Source organism: Pediococcus acidilactici, from assembly GCF_016127815.1.
In the GTDB taxonomy this organism is placed as follows: Bacteria; Bacillota; Bacilli; order Lactobacillales; family Lactobacillaceae; genus Pediococcus; species Pediococcus acidilactici.
Genome location: NZ_CP066046.1, coordinates 811,832 through 827,217, shown reverse-complemented (window position 1 = coordinate 827,217; position 15,386 = coordinate 811,832). Strand labels below are relative to the sequence as shown.

Annotated in this window: 12 protein-coding genes; all 12 read left to right on the top strand. The window is 42.6% G+C overall.

The genetic code is table 11. The features are described from left to right. Positions 1-17: 17 nt before the first annotated feature. On the top strand, positions 18-1,733 hold the full coding sequence (locus I6H64_RS04025; protein ID WP_008840881.1) for a proline--tRNA ligase: 1,716 nt from the start codon (positions 18-20) through the stop codon (positions 1,731-1,733). A gap of 135 nt (positions 1,734-1,868) precedes the next feature. Continuing rightward, positions 1,869-6,179, top strand: coding sequence for a PolC-type DNA polymerase III (locus I6H64_RS04020; protein ID WP_008840882.1), 4,311 nt, complete (start codon positions 1,869-1,871; stop codon positions 6,177-6,179). A gap of 121 nt (positions 6,180-6,300) precedes the next feature. Continuing rightward, positions 6,301-6,777, top strand: a complete 477-nt coding sequence (rimP, locus tag I6H64_RS04015) for a ribosome maturation factor RimP (RefSeq protein ID WP_002831548.1) — start codon at positions 6,301-6,303, stop codon at positions 6,775-6,777. A gap of 13 nt (positions 6,778-6,790) precedes the next feature. Then, on the top strand, positions 6,791-7,957 hold the full coding sequence (gene nusA / locus I6H64_RS04010; RefSeq protein WP_005916766.1) for a transcription termination factor NusA: 1,167 nt from the start codon (positions 6,791-6,793) through the stop codon (positions 7,955-7,957). A 21-nt stretch (positions 7,958-7,978) separates the two neighbouring features. Then, positions 7,979-8,275, top strand: a complete 297-nt coding sequence (gene rnpM, locus I6H64_RS04005; RefSeq protein ID WP_002831551.1) for an RNase P modulator RnpM — start codon at positions 7,979-7,981, stop codon at positions 8,273-8,275. Then, positions 8,275-8,574: a L7Ae/L30e/S12e/Gadd45 family ribosomal protein gene (locus tag I6H64_RS04000; RefSeq protein WP_002831553.1), complete on the top strand. Its 300-nt coding sequence runs from the start codon at positions 8,275-8,277 to the stop codon at positions 8,572-8,574. Before rnpM ends, I6H64_RS04000 begins: the two co-directional genes overlap by 1 nt. Before the next feature lie 12 nt (positions 8,575-8,586). Beyond that, positions 8,587-11,208 carry a translation initiation factor IF-2 gene (infB, locus tag I6H64_RS03995; RefSeq protein WP_008840885.1) on the top strand — a complete coding sequence of 874 codons (2,622 nt, stop codon included), beginning with the start codon at positions 8,587-8,589 and terminating at the stop codon, positions 11,206-11,208. Between the two features lie 16 nt (positions 11,209-11,224). Further along, positions 11,225-11,575, top strand: a complete 351-nt coding sequence (gene rbfA / locus I6H64_RS03990; protein ID WP_002831556.1) for a 30S ribosome-binding factor RbfA — start codon at positions 11,225-11,227, stop codon at positions 11,573-11,575. 192 nt (positions 11,576-11,767) lie between these two features. Then, entirely contained in the window at positions 11,768-12,670 is a 903-nt protein-coding gene (gene truB, locus I6H64_RS03985) for a tRNA pseudouridine(55) synthase TruB (protein ID WP_024862378.1), read from the top strand. Beyond that, positions 12,671-13,618: a riboflavin biosynthesis protein RibF gene (gene ribF / locus I6H64_RS03980; protein ID WP_005916774.1), complete on the top strand. Its 948-nt coding sequence runs from the start codon at positions 12,671-12,673 to the stop codon at positions 13,616-13,618. A gap of 107 nt (positions 13,619-13,725) precedes the next feature. Beyond that, positions 13,726-14,766, top strand: a complete 1,041-nt coding sequence (gene hrcA, locus I6H64_RS03975; RefSeq protein WP_024862376.1) for a heat-inducible transcriptional repressor HrcA — start codon at positions 13,726-13,728, stop codon at positions 14,764-14,766. Further along, positions 14,756-15,379, top strand: a complete 624-nt coding sequence (gene grpE / locus I6H64_RS03970; RefSeq protein WP_008840888.1) for a nucleotide exchange factor GrpE — start codon at positions 14,756-14,758, stop codon at positions 15,377-15,379. Before hrcA ends, grpE begins: the two co-directional genes overlap by 11 nt. Positions 15,380-15,386 lie beyond the last annotated feature (7 nt).

The window sequence follows — 15,386 nt, the reverse complement described above, 5'->3', positions numbered from 1 at the left end:
GGAGTCGAATTGAAAATATGAAACAATCTAAGATTTTAATACCTACAGTAAAAGAAGTTCCAAATGATGCGGAAGTGCTTAGTCACAAAATGATGCTTCGGGCTGGTTACATTCGCCAAATTTCGGCCGGAATGTACGCCTACCTACCAATGGCATACAAGGTAATGGAAAAAATCAAGCGGATCATTCGCGAAGAAATGACCGCAATCGACGCGGTAGAAATGCTTACCCCAGCGGTGCTGCCTGCCGAGTTATGGAAAAAATCAGGTCGTTATGAAACTTACGGCCAAGAATTATATAAATTTAAAAACCGTCACGACCGGGATTTTATTTTAGGACCTACTCACGAAGAAACTATGACAACGTTAATCCGGGACGAAGTAAAGTCTTATAAAAAACTCCCGTTAACTTTGTATCAAATTCAGATGAAGTATCGGGATGAAGACCGCCCCCGTTACGGATTACTTCGTGGACGAGAATTTTTAATGAGTGATGCATACTCTTTCCACGCGGATGAAGAAACACTCGACGAAAGCTTCCGTGCTTTCGAGAAAGCTTATCAAAATATTTTTGACCGGTGTGGTCTCAAATATCGCGAAATTGTTGGAGATGCTGGTGCAATGGGTGGTCATGACTCTAAAGAATTTTCTGCAATCGCATCGATTGGAGAAGACACCATTGCTTACTCAGAAGAAAGTGACTATGCTGCAAACCTCGAAATGGCCAGCAGCGTTTACGAAGATTTACAAATGCATGAAAATCCCGCTGAAATTGAAAAGGTCGCTACTGGGGATGCCCATTCAATTGACGAAGTTGCCAAGGAACTCGGTGTAGATGATGGGCGCTTAATCAAGACCATGGTTTTGATGGCGGACGACCAACCGGTTTTAGCGTTACTTCGTGGAAATGATCAACTTAATGAAGTTAAGCTGACCAACTTGCTGCATGTTGATGAATTACGGGAAGCAACTGAAGAAGAAGTTACACGTTTAACTGGTGCACATTTTGGTAATTTAGGACCCGTTTTTGATAAACGACCAGAAGATATTCAAATTGTTGCGGATAAGTATGTTGAACAGATGGTAAATAGTGTGGTTGGCGCTAACGAAGATGGCTACCATTACACTAATGTCAACGTGGGTCGTGATTTCGATGTAGATCAGTTTGCAGATATTCGAACTGTTAAAGAAGGCGAATTAGCACCCGATGGGAAGGGCAAATTAAAGTTCACCAAGGGAATTGAAATTGGCCACATCTTTAAGATTGGAACCAAATATTCTAAGGCATTGGATGCAACCGTTCTTGACCAAAACGGACGTGCAATTCCAGTTATCATGGGTTGCTATGGTATCGGGGTTAGTCGGTTACTTTCTGCAGTTTCAGAACAGTTAGCTGATGAAAATGGGCTAGTTTGGCCGAAGAATATTGCGCCATTTGACGTGCACGTAATTCCAGTTAATGCGAAAAATGACGAACAAATGCAAGTTGCTGAACAAATTAATACAGAATTAGTTGCGGCAGGTTACGACGTTTTGATTGATGATCGTAAAGAACGGGCTGGAGTTAAGTTTGCGGATTCAGACTTGATTGGAATTCCTTTACGTGTCACGGTTGGTAAAAAAGCTAGTGAAGGAATTGTGGAAGTTAAATTGCGTCAAACTGGCGAAACGGTTGAAGTTAAGTTGGCTGAATTGAAGAATACGGTCGAAATTTTATTAAATCAAGCCCAGTAATAATTGGGAAGACTGAAAGCTGGGGGTAACCCAGCTTTTAATCGTTCATACCCCAGATATTTTTTAGGGAAGCAAAACCTAAATTAATAAGCACTTTAGGAAATTGGGTATTGTGGTACCAGGAGGACCAAAAAATTGAGTTTATCAGAAAATGAGCAATTTAAAATTTTGCTAAAACAAATAGATTGGTCGGCCCCGCCAGCGGTTGGCGAAGGACTAATTAAGAATTTAACGGTTCATGCAAATTCGAAACGCTGGTTTTTTAATTTTGAGTGGGACGATATTCTACCTTATGATCAGTTTGCAGAATTTGATGAGCGATTGAAACATACTTTCAAACCCATTGCAAACGTAGACTACCAAATTACCACTCGGGCAAATACAATCACTAAAGAACAAGTAGCGGGATACTGGGATTGGATTATTAAGCATAGTGGCATTCAATCCTCGTTATTACAGGTACTATGTGATAAGGCAGTTCCTGATTTTCAAGACCAAGTATTAACGGTTAAGGTCGATAATGAAATCAGCCAAAATTTGCTTAGCGAAGAAGCGTTACGGACAATTGGACAGAAATATCAGCAAGCCGGCTTTCCCCAATTTAAAATCCAGGTAGCGATTGACAATGATGGAGCCGAACAACGCTTAGCCCAATATCACGAGGAAAAAATTAAACGTGATAAGGAAATTGTCCAAAAAGCAACCGAGGCAATTAAAAAAGCGGAAAAGAAGAAGGCTACCGAGAAAAAAGCCGCTCCCCAATTCAACGGGAAGGTTCAAATTGGTAAACCGATTAGTGACCAAGAGCAGGTTACACAGTTACGGGATATTAACCAAGAGGAACGTTCGGTAACCATCGAGGGGTATATTTTTGATGTAGAAGTTAAAACTTTGCGTTCAGAACGGCAACTTTTAATTTTTAAAGTTACTGACTACACTTCTTCAATTACCATCAAGAAGTTTTCACGTAATGAAAGTGATGAACAACTATTTGCGGCAGTCAAACAAGGACTTTGGGTACGTGTGCGTGGGAGTGTGCAAGAAGATAGCTTCATGAAGGACCTTACCATGAATGCTTATGATGTCACCCAAATCAGTCACGCAGAGCGCGAAGATACTGCTGACGAAAAACGGGTTGAATTGCATTTGCATACTAACATGAGTACGATGGACGCTACTAATAGTATTAGCGACTTTGTCAGCCAGGCTGCTAAATGGGGGCATCCGGCCATTGCCGTTACCGATCATGCTGGGTTACAAGCCTTTCCTGAAGCATATGCCGCTGGTAAGAAAAGCGGGGTTAAACCACTTTTTGGTGTGGAAGCTAACCTGGTAGATGATGGGGTACCGATTGCTTATAACAGTGCACACCGCGCACTTAAAGGCGGTAAATACGTCATCTTTGACGTGGAAACGACTGGTTTGTCTGCGATTTATGACAAGGTAATCGAACTTTCTGCGGTTAAAATGGAAAATGGTAACGTAATTGATGAATTCGAAGAGTTCATTGATCCAGGATTTCCGTTATCTGAAACCACCATTAACTTAACCAGCATTACTAACGAAATGGTCCGGGGTTCGCTTTCGGAAAAGGAAGTTTTTACCAAATTCCGGGAATTTTATGAAGACGCGATTATTGTTGGGCACAACGTTACCTTCGATATTGGTTTTATGAATACCGGCTATCTACGGCACGGGATGGAAGAGATTAAAAATCCAATTATTGATACGTTAACCTTAGCTCGTTTCCTATACCCAACCTTAAAAGGGTACCGGTTAAATACGTTGGCTAAAAAGTTTAACGTAGCTCTAGAACATCATCACCGGGCCATCTACGATGCGGAAACGACTGGACACCTTTGCTATTTGTTCTTAAAAGATGCTGAAGAGCGTTATGGAATTGAATATCATGATCAACTAAATGATCACATGACGGAAAACGACGCGTATAAACATGCTCGGCCGAATCACGCAGTTTTGATTGCCAAAACGCAAGCTGGGTTGAAGAATCTATTTAAATTAGTTTCGTTGTCAAACGTTAAGTACTTCTATCGGGTGCCACGAATTCCGCGTTCAGAGTTAGAACGATTACGGGAAGGCATCATTGTGGGCTCTGCTTGCTCAAGTGGTGAGGTCTTCACCGCGATGGCACAAAAGGGTTACGTTGAAGCACGGGATCGGGCTAAGTTTTATGATTATTTGGAAGTAATGCCTAAACCAGTTTACCAACCGTTAATTGACCAAGAAATCGTTAGTGACACTAACAAATTGGAAGAAATTATCGGCAATATCGTTAAATTGGGTAAAGATTTAGATATTCCGGTAGTGGCTACTGGCGATGTGCACTACCTTAATCCGCAAGATGCAATTTATCGGAAGATTTTGATTAATTCTCAAGGAGGAGCTAACCCGTTAAACCGGACCGAATTGCCTGACGTGCACTTCCGCACCACGGATGAAATGCTGGAAGCCTTCCGTTTTCTTGGGGAAGAAACTGCCCACCAAATTGTGGTTGAAAATCCTAATCAAATTGCGGATAGCATTGATGACATTAGTCCGGTCAAGGATAAGCTATATACGCCTAAAATGCCGGGTGCTGAGGACCGAATTAAGCAGTTGGCAATGGATCAGGCTCATGCTCTTTATGGTAAAGAATTGCCCGAAATAGTTAGCGAGCGGTTAGATAAAGAATTGACCAGTATTATCGGAAATGGTTTCTCAGTAATTTATTTAATTGCCCAGCGGTTAGTACACAAGAGTAACAAAGACGGATACTTGGTAGGTTCCCGGGGGTCGGTTGGTTCTAGTTTTGTAGCTACGATGTCTGGAATTACCGAAGTTAATCCGTTGCCGCCACACTACCGCTGTCCAAACTGTCAATATTCTCATTTCTATACTAAAGGGGAATATGGTTCTGGATACGATTTACCAGATAAGAAGTGTCCAGAATGCGGGACTTTGATGATTGGTGACGGTCAAGACATTCCGTTCGAAACTTTCTTAGGCTTTAAGGGAGATAAGGTTCCGGATATCGATTTAAACTTTTCAGGAGACTACCAGCCAATTGCGCATAACTATATGCAAGTTTTGTTCGGTAAGAATAACGTTTTCCGCGCTGGAACAATTGGTACCGTCGCTGATAAGACTGCTTATGGCTACGTGAAGGCTTACGAACGGGACACTAACCAGCATTTGCGTGGTGCCGAAATTGAACGGCTTGCCAAGGGAGCTACCGGAGTTAAACGGACGACCGGACAACATCCAGCGGGAATTTTGATCGTGCCTGATTATATGGATATCTATGATTTCAGTCCGATCCAATACCCAGCGGATGACCAAACTGCAGCCTGGGAAACGACCCATTTTGATTTCCATTCGATTCACGATAATATTTTAAAAATGGATATTTTGGGCCATGATGATCCGACCATGATCCGGAAATTGCAAGATTTGTCTGGCATTGATCCGCAAACCATTCCTACTGACGACCCGGGAGTAATGAAAATCTTCTCCGGTCCCGAAGTGTTGGGAGTTACAGAAGAACAGATTAAATCCAAGACCGGTACGCTAGGAATTCCAGAATTTGGTACGAGGTTTGTTCGGGGGATGTTAGAAGAAACCCATCCAACCACTTATTCTGAACTATTACAGATTTCAGGACTTTCTCACGGAACCGACGTGTGGTTAGGAAATGCGGAAGAGTTAATTAAAGCGGGAACCATTACGTTAAAAGATGTTATTGGGTGCCGGGATAATATCATGATGGACTTGATTCATTATGGACTTGATTCGCAATCGTCCTTTAAGATCATGGAAAGTGTTCGGAAAGGTAAGGGGATTCCAGAAGGTTACGAAGAAAAAATGCGTGCAGCTAACGTTCCTGATTGGTACATTGAGTCGTGCGGGAAGATTAAGTACATGTTCCCGCGGGCCCATGCTTCAGCTTACGTCTTGATGGCGTTGCGGATTGCTTACTTTAAGGTTTATTATCCGTTAGTTTATTATGCAGCATACTTTACCGTGCGTGCCGACGATTTTGATATCGTGGCGATGTCTCGGGGAAAAGAATCCTTAAAAAACCGGATGCAAGAAATTAATGACAAGGGTAATGAAGCTTCAGCAAAAGAAAAGAATTTGTTGACTGTTTTGGAATTAGCTAATGAAATGGTCGAACGAGGCTTCAACTTTAAGATGATTGACCTTGAAAAATCGGATGCGGAAGAGTGGTTAATTGATGGCGACTCATTGATTGCCCCATTTAACGCGCTTCCTGGTCTGGGATTAAACGTTGCTAAACAAATCGTGGCTGCTCGGGCCGATAAGCCGTTCCTTTCTAAGGAAGATCTTGCAAAACGGGGCCACGTTTCTCAAACGCTAATTGATTTTATGACCGAAAATAATGTTTTAGCAGGGTTACCTGATGAAAATCAATTGAGTCTTTTCTAGATTATTTTGCAATCTTTGCAAAACAATGCTATATTAGAGTTAGTAATTTGATACTCGTTAAGTGAGTGAGCAGCGATGCTCACTCTTTTTATTGGCAAAATATAAATCGGGAGGTTCAAATTTGAGTAGCAATGTTGTTGAAAAAATAACGGAATTAGCTAGACCCGTTATTGAAAGTCATGATTTCCAACTAGTGGAAGTTGAATTCGTGAAAGAGGGTCAGGGTTGGTTCCTCAGGTTTTATATTGATAAAGTTGGCGGAATTAACATTGAAGAATGCGCCATGGTCAGCGACGAATTAAGCGAACTCTTGGATCAGCAAGATCCCGATCCGATTCCACAAGCTTATTTCTTGGAGGTTTCTTCACCAGGAGCAGAACGTCCTTTAAAGACTAAGGAGGACTTGGCAGCTGCTGTAGGGGAATATATCCATATCTCATTATATGCGTCAATCAACAAGCAAAAGGTGTTTGAAGGATACCTCAAGAGCTTTGAAAATGATGAATTAGTTTTAGATTACCTAGATAAAACTAGACATAAAGAATTGAAAGTCGCTTACAATCAAGTGGCGTTTGCTAGATTAGCAATCAAGATTTAGAGGAGAGTTAAAAATGAGTAAAGAAATGGTTACCGCTCTTGCTAACTTAGAAAAGGAAAAGGGAATTAAGCAAAGCGTAGTTATTGAAGCGCTGGAAGCTGCCCTAGTTTCTGCGTATAAGCGTAATTATGGTCAAGCACAAAATGTTGAAGTAGAATTCAACGAACGGAAGGGTGATATCCACGTCTACGCTGTTAAGAAAGTAGTGGAAGAAGTGGAAGATGACCAATTACAAGTTAGTTTAGCAGATGCTTTGCAAATTAACCGGGCTTACGAACTAGATGATGAAATTCGTTTTGAAGTAACGCCAAAAAACTTTGGCCGGATTGCTGCCCAAACCGCTAAGCAAGTAATTATGCAACGGGTTCGGGAAGCAGAACGCGAAGTTATTTACGAAAAGTACAGCCAATACCTCGACGAAATGGTAACTGGTGAAGTTGCTCGACGGGATAACCGGTACGTATATGTTGACTTGGGTGGCGTAGAAGCCGTAATGTCTAAACAAGACCAAATCCCTGGTGAACAATACGAACCACACGACCACATTAAGGTATACGTAACTAAAGTAGAGTATAGTGGACGTGGACCACAAATTTTTGTTTCTCGCAGTCATGAAGGATTGTTGAAACGCTTGTTTGAACAAGAAATCCCAGAAATTTACGACGGGACGGTTGAAATTATGTCCGTTGCACGGGAAGCTGGCGACCGCGCTAAGGTAGCGGTTCGGTCAAATAACCCGGACATTGATGCGGTTGGAACCTGTGTAGGTCCCCGCGGTCAACGGATTCAAACCATCGTTAACGAATTACATGGCGAAAACATGGACGTAATTGAATGGGAAGATGACGATGCAGAATTTATTTCCAACGCCCTTAACCCAGCAGAAGTAATCGATGTTTTATTTAACGAAGAAGAAGAAAATTCTTGCATCGTCATTGTGCCTGATTACCAACTATCATTAGCCATTGGTAAACGGGGACAAAATGCACGTTTAGCTGCTAAATTGACTAACTATAAGATTGATATTAAATCAGAAACTGATGCTGCTGAATTTGTTGAAGAAGATGACGACGAAGAAGTAGCAGATTCTGCCACTGAAGTTGAAAGCAGTGCTGACGAAAGCACAGTTGATGAAAATGTCTTGGAAAGTGAATCAAACGACGATAGCGACGAAGAATAAGCCCATTGGAGGTACATTTCAATGAAAACTAGAAAGATCCCGATGCGTAAAGATATTGTAACTAACCAAATGTTTCCAAAACGTGAGCTAGTCCGGGTGGTTAAAAACAAAGAAAACGAAGTGTCCATTGACCCAACTGGAAAAGCTGCTGGACGCGGTGCTTACATTGGACTAGACGTCGAAATTGCTAAGAAGGCCAAGCAAAAGCGGATTTTTGACCGTACTTTTCAGGTTAAAATCGATGATCAATTTTATGATGACTTAATTGCATACGTTGATCACCAACAGGCCCGTAAAGAATTGTTTGGGGATAAGTAATGAAACCCGCAGTTCAACAATATTTAGGGCTAATGCGCCGGTCGGGAAACTTGACGACGGGGCAAGAATTGGTCTTGAATTTAATTAGAAGCAAAAAAGCCAGGCTAGTACTTTTGGCAGAAGACATTGGAGAATCCAGTAGGAAGAGAATTATTGATAAATGCCATTTTTATGAAATCCCGGTAGTCGTTGCTGGCTCAAAAGCAGAAATTTCAGCAGCAATTGGACAATCGCGCTCGGTAGTGGCAACCACCAATAAGGGTTTCGCAGAAGGGTTCCTCAAGAGATTAAATGAATAGGAGCGTGAAACGATGGGCAAAAAAAGAATTTATGAATTAGCCAAAGAAATCAACGTTTCGAGTAAAGAAATTATTGAAAAGGCTCAAGCAGATGGTCTTGACATCAAGAATCACATGTCAACACTCGATGCCGATTCAGAAAAGCACCTTCGGGAAGCTTTTAAGAAAAATGCTGGCTCCGAAAAACCGGCAGAAAAGCGGACACCGAAGTTCCGCTCTAGTAAAACTGGTAAGACCGTTGTGAAAAAGAGCGGCCAACCAAATAAAAATGGTGCGAAGGGTATTCAAAGATTGAAATCAAACACTAACGATAACAAAAATACAGATCATACAAAAGAAGAAAAGCGGCAAAGTAATAACCGAACACGGGATAACCGCAATCATAACCAAAACCGTAATCGAAACCAAAATAACGGTCAAAATCGGCCAAAGCGTGAACAAAGCGAACGCCAAGACAAGCAAAAGGCGATTCGGGCATCAGTTGCGGAAGCAGCACGAATGGCAGCTCAAGCAAATCGTGAAATTGCTCATGAAAAGCCCCAACCTGCTCATAAAAAGCACGTAAGAAATAATGCTGAACGTTCACAAGAACATAAGCGTTTAAATCAAAACCACTCTAACACTACCCCGCAAACTAACAAGCGGCCGGTGGTTGCGGAAGCAGTGGCTGCACCTGAAGCAAGCAAAGAACGGACAAACAATAACAAAAACTACGGTTCTAAGAACGGCAATCGGTTTAACAATAACCGGGGCAACAACCGTCCTTTCAACAAAGAAAACCGTAAAAACAAGAAGAAAAACCGTAAGGCAAAACGCGACGGCCGTTTGAAAGAAAGCCAAAAGAAGGTCGTTACGGCTCGTAAAGAAAAGCCGTTGCCAAAGGTACTTGAATATAGCGAAGGCATCAACGTTGCAGAAATTGCTAAAAAGATTCACCGTGAACCAGCTGAAATCATCAAGAAGTTATTCATGATGGGTGTAATGGTTAACCAAAATCAATCACTTGATAATGACACGGTTGAACTATTAGCGGCCGATTACGGAATCGAAGCACAAGAAAAAGTGGAAGTTGATATTTCAGATATCGACAAGATGTTTGAAGATGAACAAAAGAACACGGATCATCTTGAAAATCGTCCGCCAGTAGTTACCATCATGGGACACGTTGACCATGGTAAAACTACTTTACTAGATAAACTTCGTCATAGTCACATTACAGAAGGCGAAGCTGGTGGGATTACTCAAGGAATCGGTGCTTATCAACTTAAGCATGACGATAAGCTAATCACCTTCTTAGATACTCCAGGACACGCGGCCTTCACTGAAATGCGTGCGCGGGGTGCTGACGTGACTGATATCACCATCTTAGTTGTCGCTGCAGATGATGGGGTAATGCCACAAACTATCGAAGCGATTAACCATGCTAAGGCTGCAGAAGTGCCAATCATCGTTGCGGTTAATAAGATCGATAAGCCAGGTGCAAATCCTAACCACGTAATGGAACAACTCACGGAATATGGTTTGATTCCTGAATCATGGGGTGGCGACACGATCTTTGTTGAAATTTCAGCTAAGTTTGGTAAGAACTTAGACGAATTACTCGACATGATCTTGTTACAAGCTGAAGTCTTAGAACTAAAAGCTAACCCTGAACAAAATGCGGCTGGTTCCGTAATTGAAGCTCAATTGGACCCTGGTAAAGGTTCAATTGCGACTGTTTTAGTACAACAAGGAACTATGCACGTGGGTGATCCAGTTGTAATTGGAAACACGTTTGGTCGGGTTCGGACAATGACTAACGAACATGGTCGGCGGGTTAAGGAAGCTACTCCATCAACCCCAGTTGAAATTACAGGACTAAACGACGTTCCCGAAGCTGGTGACCGTTTCGTAGTCTTCGATGACGAAAAATCAGCACGGGCAGCCGGTGAAGAACGGGCAAAACGTGCTCAAATGGAAGAACGCAAACGTAACAACCACGTTACTTTAGATAACCTCTTCGATTCACTTAAGGAAGGTGAAATGAAGAAGGTTGACATCATTATTAAAGCTGACGTTCAAGGTTCGGTAGAAGCCTTAGCAGATAGTTTACAAAAAATTGATGTTGAAGGCGTCCGGGTTAACATTATTCATAAGGCCGTGGGAGCAATTAACGAAAGTGACGTCACTTTAGCTGCCGCAAGTAACGCAATCATTATCGGATTCAACGTGCGGCCAACGGCACAAGCTAAGCAAATGGCTGACTCTGAAGACGTTGAGATTCGGTTACACCAAGTTATTTACAAGGCAATCGAAGAAGTTGAATCCGCAATGAAGGGAATGCTTGAACCAGTTTACGAAGAAGAAGTAATCGGACAAGTTGAAGTTCGGGAAACTTACAAAGTTTCTCGGATTGGAACCATTGCTGGTGGATACGTAACCGAAGGATTTATCACCCGGGATGCCGGCGTACGCTTGATTCGGGATGGCGTGGTCATTTACGATGGTAAGTTAGGCAGTCTCCGGCGCTTCAAGGACGATGTTAAGGAAGTTAAGCGCGGATTTGATCTTGGTCTAACAATCGAAAAGTACAACGACATTAAAGTCGGTGATGTAATTGAAGCATACCGGATGAAGGAAGTCCCAGTCGAATAGTAAGGGGGATTTGAAGATGGCTCGACAATATCGTGCAGATCGTTTGTCACAAGAAATTGAAAAAGAAGTCAGTGACATTTTACGTCGCCGAGTTCGTGACCCTCGCGTGCAGGGAGTTACGATCACGGGCGTGGACGTTACCGGTGACTTACAACAAGCAAAAATTTATTACAGCATCTTATCGGATAAAGCTTCTGACGACGAAAAGACCCGTAAAGGTCTCGAAAAGGCGTCGGGGTTGATCCGCAAAGAACTAGGTAGTCGGTTATCAATTTATAAAACACCAGAATTGATTTTTGAAAGAGATCATTCTGTACAGTACGGTGAAAAAATTGATCAGCTGATTAATAAACTTAATCGTGACTAAGTTAAAAGAGCAATCATGGACAGGAACGTTTCCAGCAAGTAAGCAGCTTATGGGAACCATTCCAGGTCGAATGGTTGCTCTTTTTAAGTTAGTGGGAGATACTGATTGGGATGAACATTTTGTATTCCACGGTATCTACTGTAAAATACTTAAGAAGAGCAAATTTGCACGAGAAATGTGAGGTTTATTTTGATGGATGGAATTATTCCAATTAATAAGGAACGCGGAATGACTAGTCACGACGTGGTTGCTAAGGTGCGTGGAATTTTAAGAACCAAGAAGGTCGGCCATAGCGGTACCCTAGATCCTAGTGTGGATGGGGTTTTACCGGTTTGCGTAGGCCGCGCTACAAAAGTGGTAGATTACTTAATGCGCTTTGGTAAAACTTATCAAGGATCAATTACGTTAGGCTTGGCGACCACCACTGAGGATCTGGATGGAGAAGTGGTGGAACGGCAACCCTTAAGTAAACCACTAACGGACGCTCAAATTGATGCAGCCTTAAAGCAAATGACCGGGGAATTAACTCAAATTCCACCAATGTATTCTGCTGTGAAGGTTAATGGGCGCAAGTTATATGAGTATGCTCGTGCCGGAGAAACGGTGGAGCGGCCTAAAAGAAAAATCCAAGTGTACCAGTTTAAACAAATTCGCCCTACGGAGTTCGACGAGGAAAAGGGAGAACAAACTATTTATTTTGAGGTGCAGTGTGGTAAGGGAACTTACGTTAGGACCTTAGCAGTCGATTTTGGTCGGCAATTTGGGTTGCCAGCCGTAATGTCCGATTTAACTCGGACAAGTAGCGGAGGGTTTGAACTAAAAGAGTGCGTTACTTTGGCAGAACTTGAGCAGGCTCGTGACGAAGACCGGGTCGAAAGCGATGTGCTACATCCGATTGACCATGCTTTAGCAAAGTTTGAAGCAATTGAAATTACTGATTCAGAGTGGCAATTAGTTCAAAACGGGGGCTTTTTGAAGCGCGCGCTTACCGAACCGGTTGTTGCCGTTAAGTATAAAGGTAAAATTCAGGCGCTGTACCAATACGACGAATCTCGTCAAGTATACCGCCCAGAAAAAATGTTGTTGGTGAGATAAATGCAAATAATTAAGATACATCATCCGTATGATAAAAAAATGATTCCCGAAGAAAAGGTGGTGCTTGCTTTAGGATTTTTTGATGGCATGCATCGTGGTCACCAAGCCGTAATTCAAAAGGCTCGTGAGATTGCGAACGCTAAGGGCTTAGCGTTGGCGGCAATGACTTTTGATCACCACGCTTCGGTAGTTTTCCCCAAGCCGCAGCACCGGTTTAGCGCGTTAAGCTACCTAACTTCTGTATCTCGGAAAGCAGAGTTAATGGAAGCGGCGGGAGTGGATATTCTTTACGTAGTTAACTTTACTTCCGCATTTGGTAGTTTAACCCCGCAAGAATTTGTTGACCAATACATGGTCGGATTAAATGCTGAAGTGGTGGTGGCCGGTTTTGATTATACTTTTGGGCCAGTTGCCACGGCTAATATGGATACGTTGCCAGAAATTGCGCAACACCGTTTTGAAGTAGTTAAAGTACCTAAAATCATTGCACAAGGGCAAAAAATTGGATCGACCGCCATTCGAAACGCCGTTGCCGACGGGGAGATTGACGAAGCTAACCGATATTTAGGGTACCCCTTTGAAACTAATGGTTTAGTAGTCCACGGCGAAGCGCGGGGAAGGACCCTCGGATTTCCTACCGCGAACATTGTTAGCAATCCTAATCAAATCACTCCTGGGATTGGCATTTACGTTGTGGAAATTAAGATTGCCGATAAATGGTACCAGGGGATGGCCTCGGTAGGACGCAACGTTGTCTTTGGGGACGGTCGCCCCGTAACTACGGAAATTAACATTTTAGATTTCAATCAAGAAATTTATGGTGAGACGGTCCGGGTTAAATGGCACCACCGCTTACGGGGAGAAGTTAAGTTTGCTTCGGTGGACGCGTTAATTGCGCAATTGCACCAGGATGAAGCAGATACGCGTGCATTTTTTAAGAAGCGTTAAAGTTGTCTGACCAAGCTTGACTAAAGTTGACATTTCTACAAACCTCTGGTATCTTAATAGTTGTTCTTAGCACTCCGACTTTCTAAGTGCTAAAAGAGGTGATTTTCATGTTGACTGATCGTGAATTATTGATTTTAGAGGAAATTGTTCAAGAATATACGGAAAATGGTAAACCGATTGGTTCCAAGACGGTGATGAACAATCTGCCGATTAAAGTTAGTTCGGCCACGATTCGCAACGATATGGCTAAATTAGAGGACCTGGGTTTAATTGAAAAGACCCATTCTTCTTCAGGTCGGGTCCCATCGCTAATGGGGTATCGTTATTATGTTGATCACTTGCTTCGCCCAGAAGAAGTCGATCAGACGGAAGCACTACAGATTCAAAGGGGACTAGCAACTCATTTCCAAGAGGTTGACGACATTGTTCGAACTTCAGCAGAAATGCTTTCCAATTTAACGCATTATACAGCTTTAACGCTTAAGCCGGAGCAAAAGGGAGCCACGTTAGACGGTTTCCGAATGGTTCCGTTAGGCGGCAACCAGGTGATGCTGATTTTAGTTTCTAGTAATGGCGACGTTACTAGCCAACAGTTCAGTATTCCACACGAGATGAATGGTGAAACCTTAGAACGGGTAGTTCGCATCATGAACGACCGGTTGGTAGGCAAAACGTTGAGCCAGGTATATTACCATTTGCGGACGGACATTCCGCAGGTAGTGGAAAAATACTTGCAGAGTGACGCAGGAGTTTTGGACGTTTTCCAAGACATCGTTACCCGTTCAACTCGTGACCGCTATTTCGTGGGTGGCAAATTAAACGTTTTAAACTTTTCGAAGAATGTGGATGTAAATTCACTTCGGGGGTTACTAACGCTGTTTAATGAAAATGAGCAAATTGACGGACTGCTAGGTAATAAGCGGAGTGACTTGGATGTGAAAATTGGCGACGAGTTAAGTAACGCGTTGCTAAAGGATTTTAGTTTAATTACGGCAACTTACGATGTGGGGAGCCGTGGTAAAGGACTAATTGCCATTCTTGGTCCAACCAGTATGCAGTATTCGAAGACCTTGGGCTTGATCAATACGTTTAGGTACCAATTATCACACCGAATGCTACAATACTATAAGCATCTTGATGACAGTTAGGAGGATTGAATTGGCAAAGGAAGACGAAAAGGCAAAATCAGCTTCAACCGAAGCAAAGGTTGAAGAAGAAAGTAAGGGCGCTGACAAGCAAGCTAAAGCAACGTCCCAAGACGAAAATAATAATCAAAAGGATTCCGCAAAAGATTCGAAGCAAACTACTTTAGATCCTGCGGAAATTGAAAAAATTACGGCGGAACGTGATGAGCTTTCCGACAAGTATATCCGCGCGCAAGCTGAAATTGTGAATATGCGCCGTCGCAACGAAAAGGAACAAGCTAGTCTTTTAAAATATGATGGTCAAAAATTAGCAAAGGCAATTTTACCTGCGTTAGATAACTTGGAACGAGCTTTGACAGTGGAAGCTGAGCATTCAGAACAACTGTTGAAGGGGGTAGAGATGGTTCAAAAGGACCTCTTAAAAGCCCTTAAAGAAAATGATATCGCTGAAATCGAGGCAGATGGTCAAAAGTTTGATCCTAACCTCCACCAGGCGGTTCAGACCGTTCCAGCAGACGATGACCATCCTGCGGATACCGTAGTTAAGGTATTTCAAAAGGGTTATATTTTAAAGGATCGAGTATTACGGCCAGCGATGGTTGTTGTTGCTCAATAAAAGATAG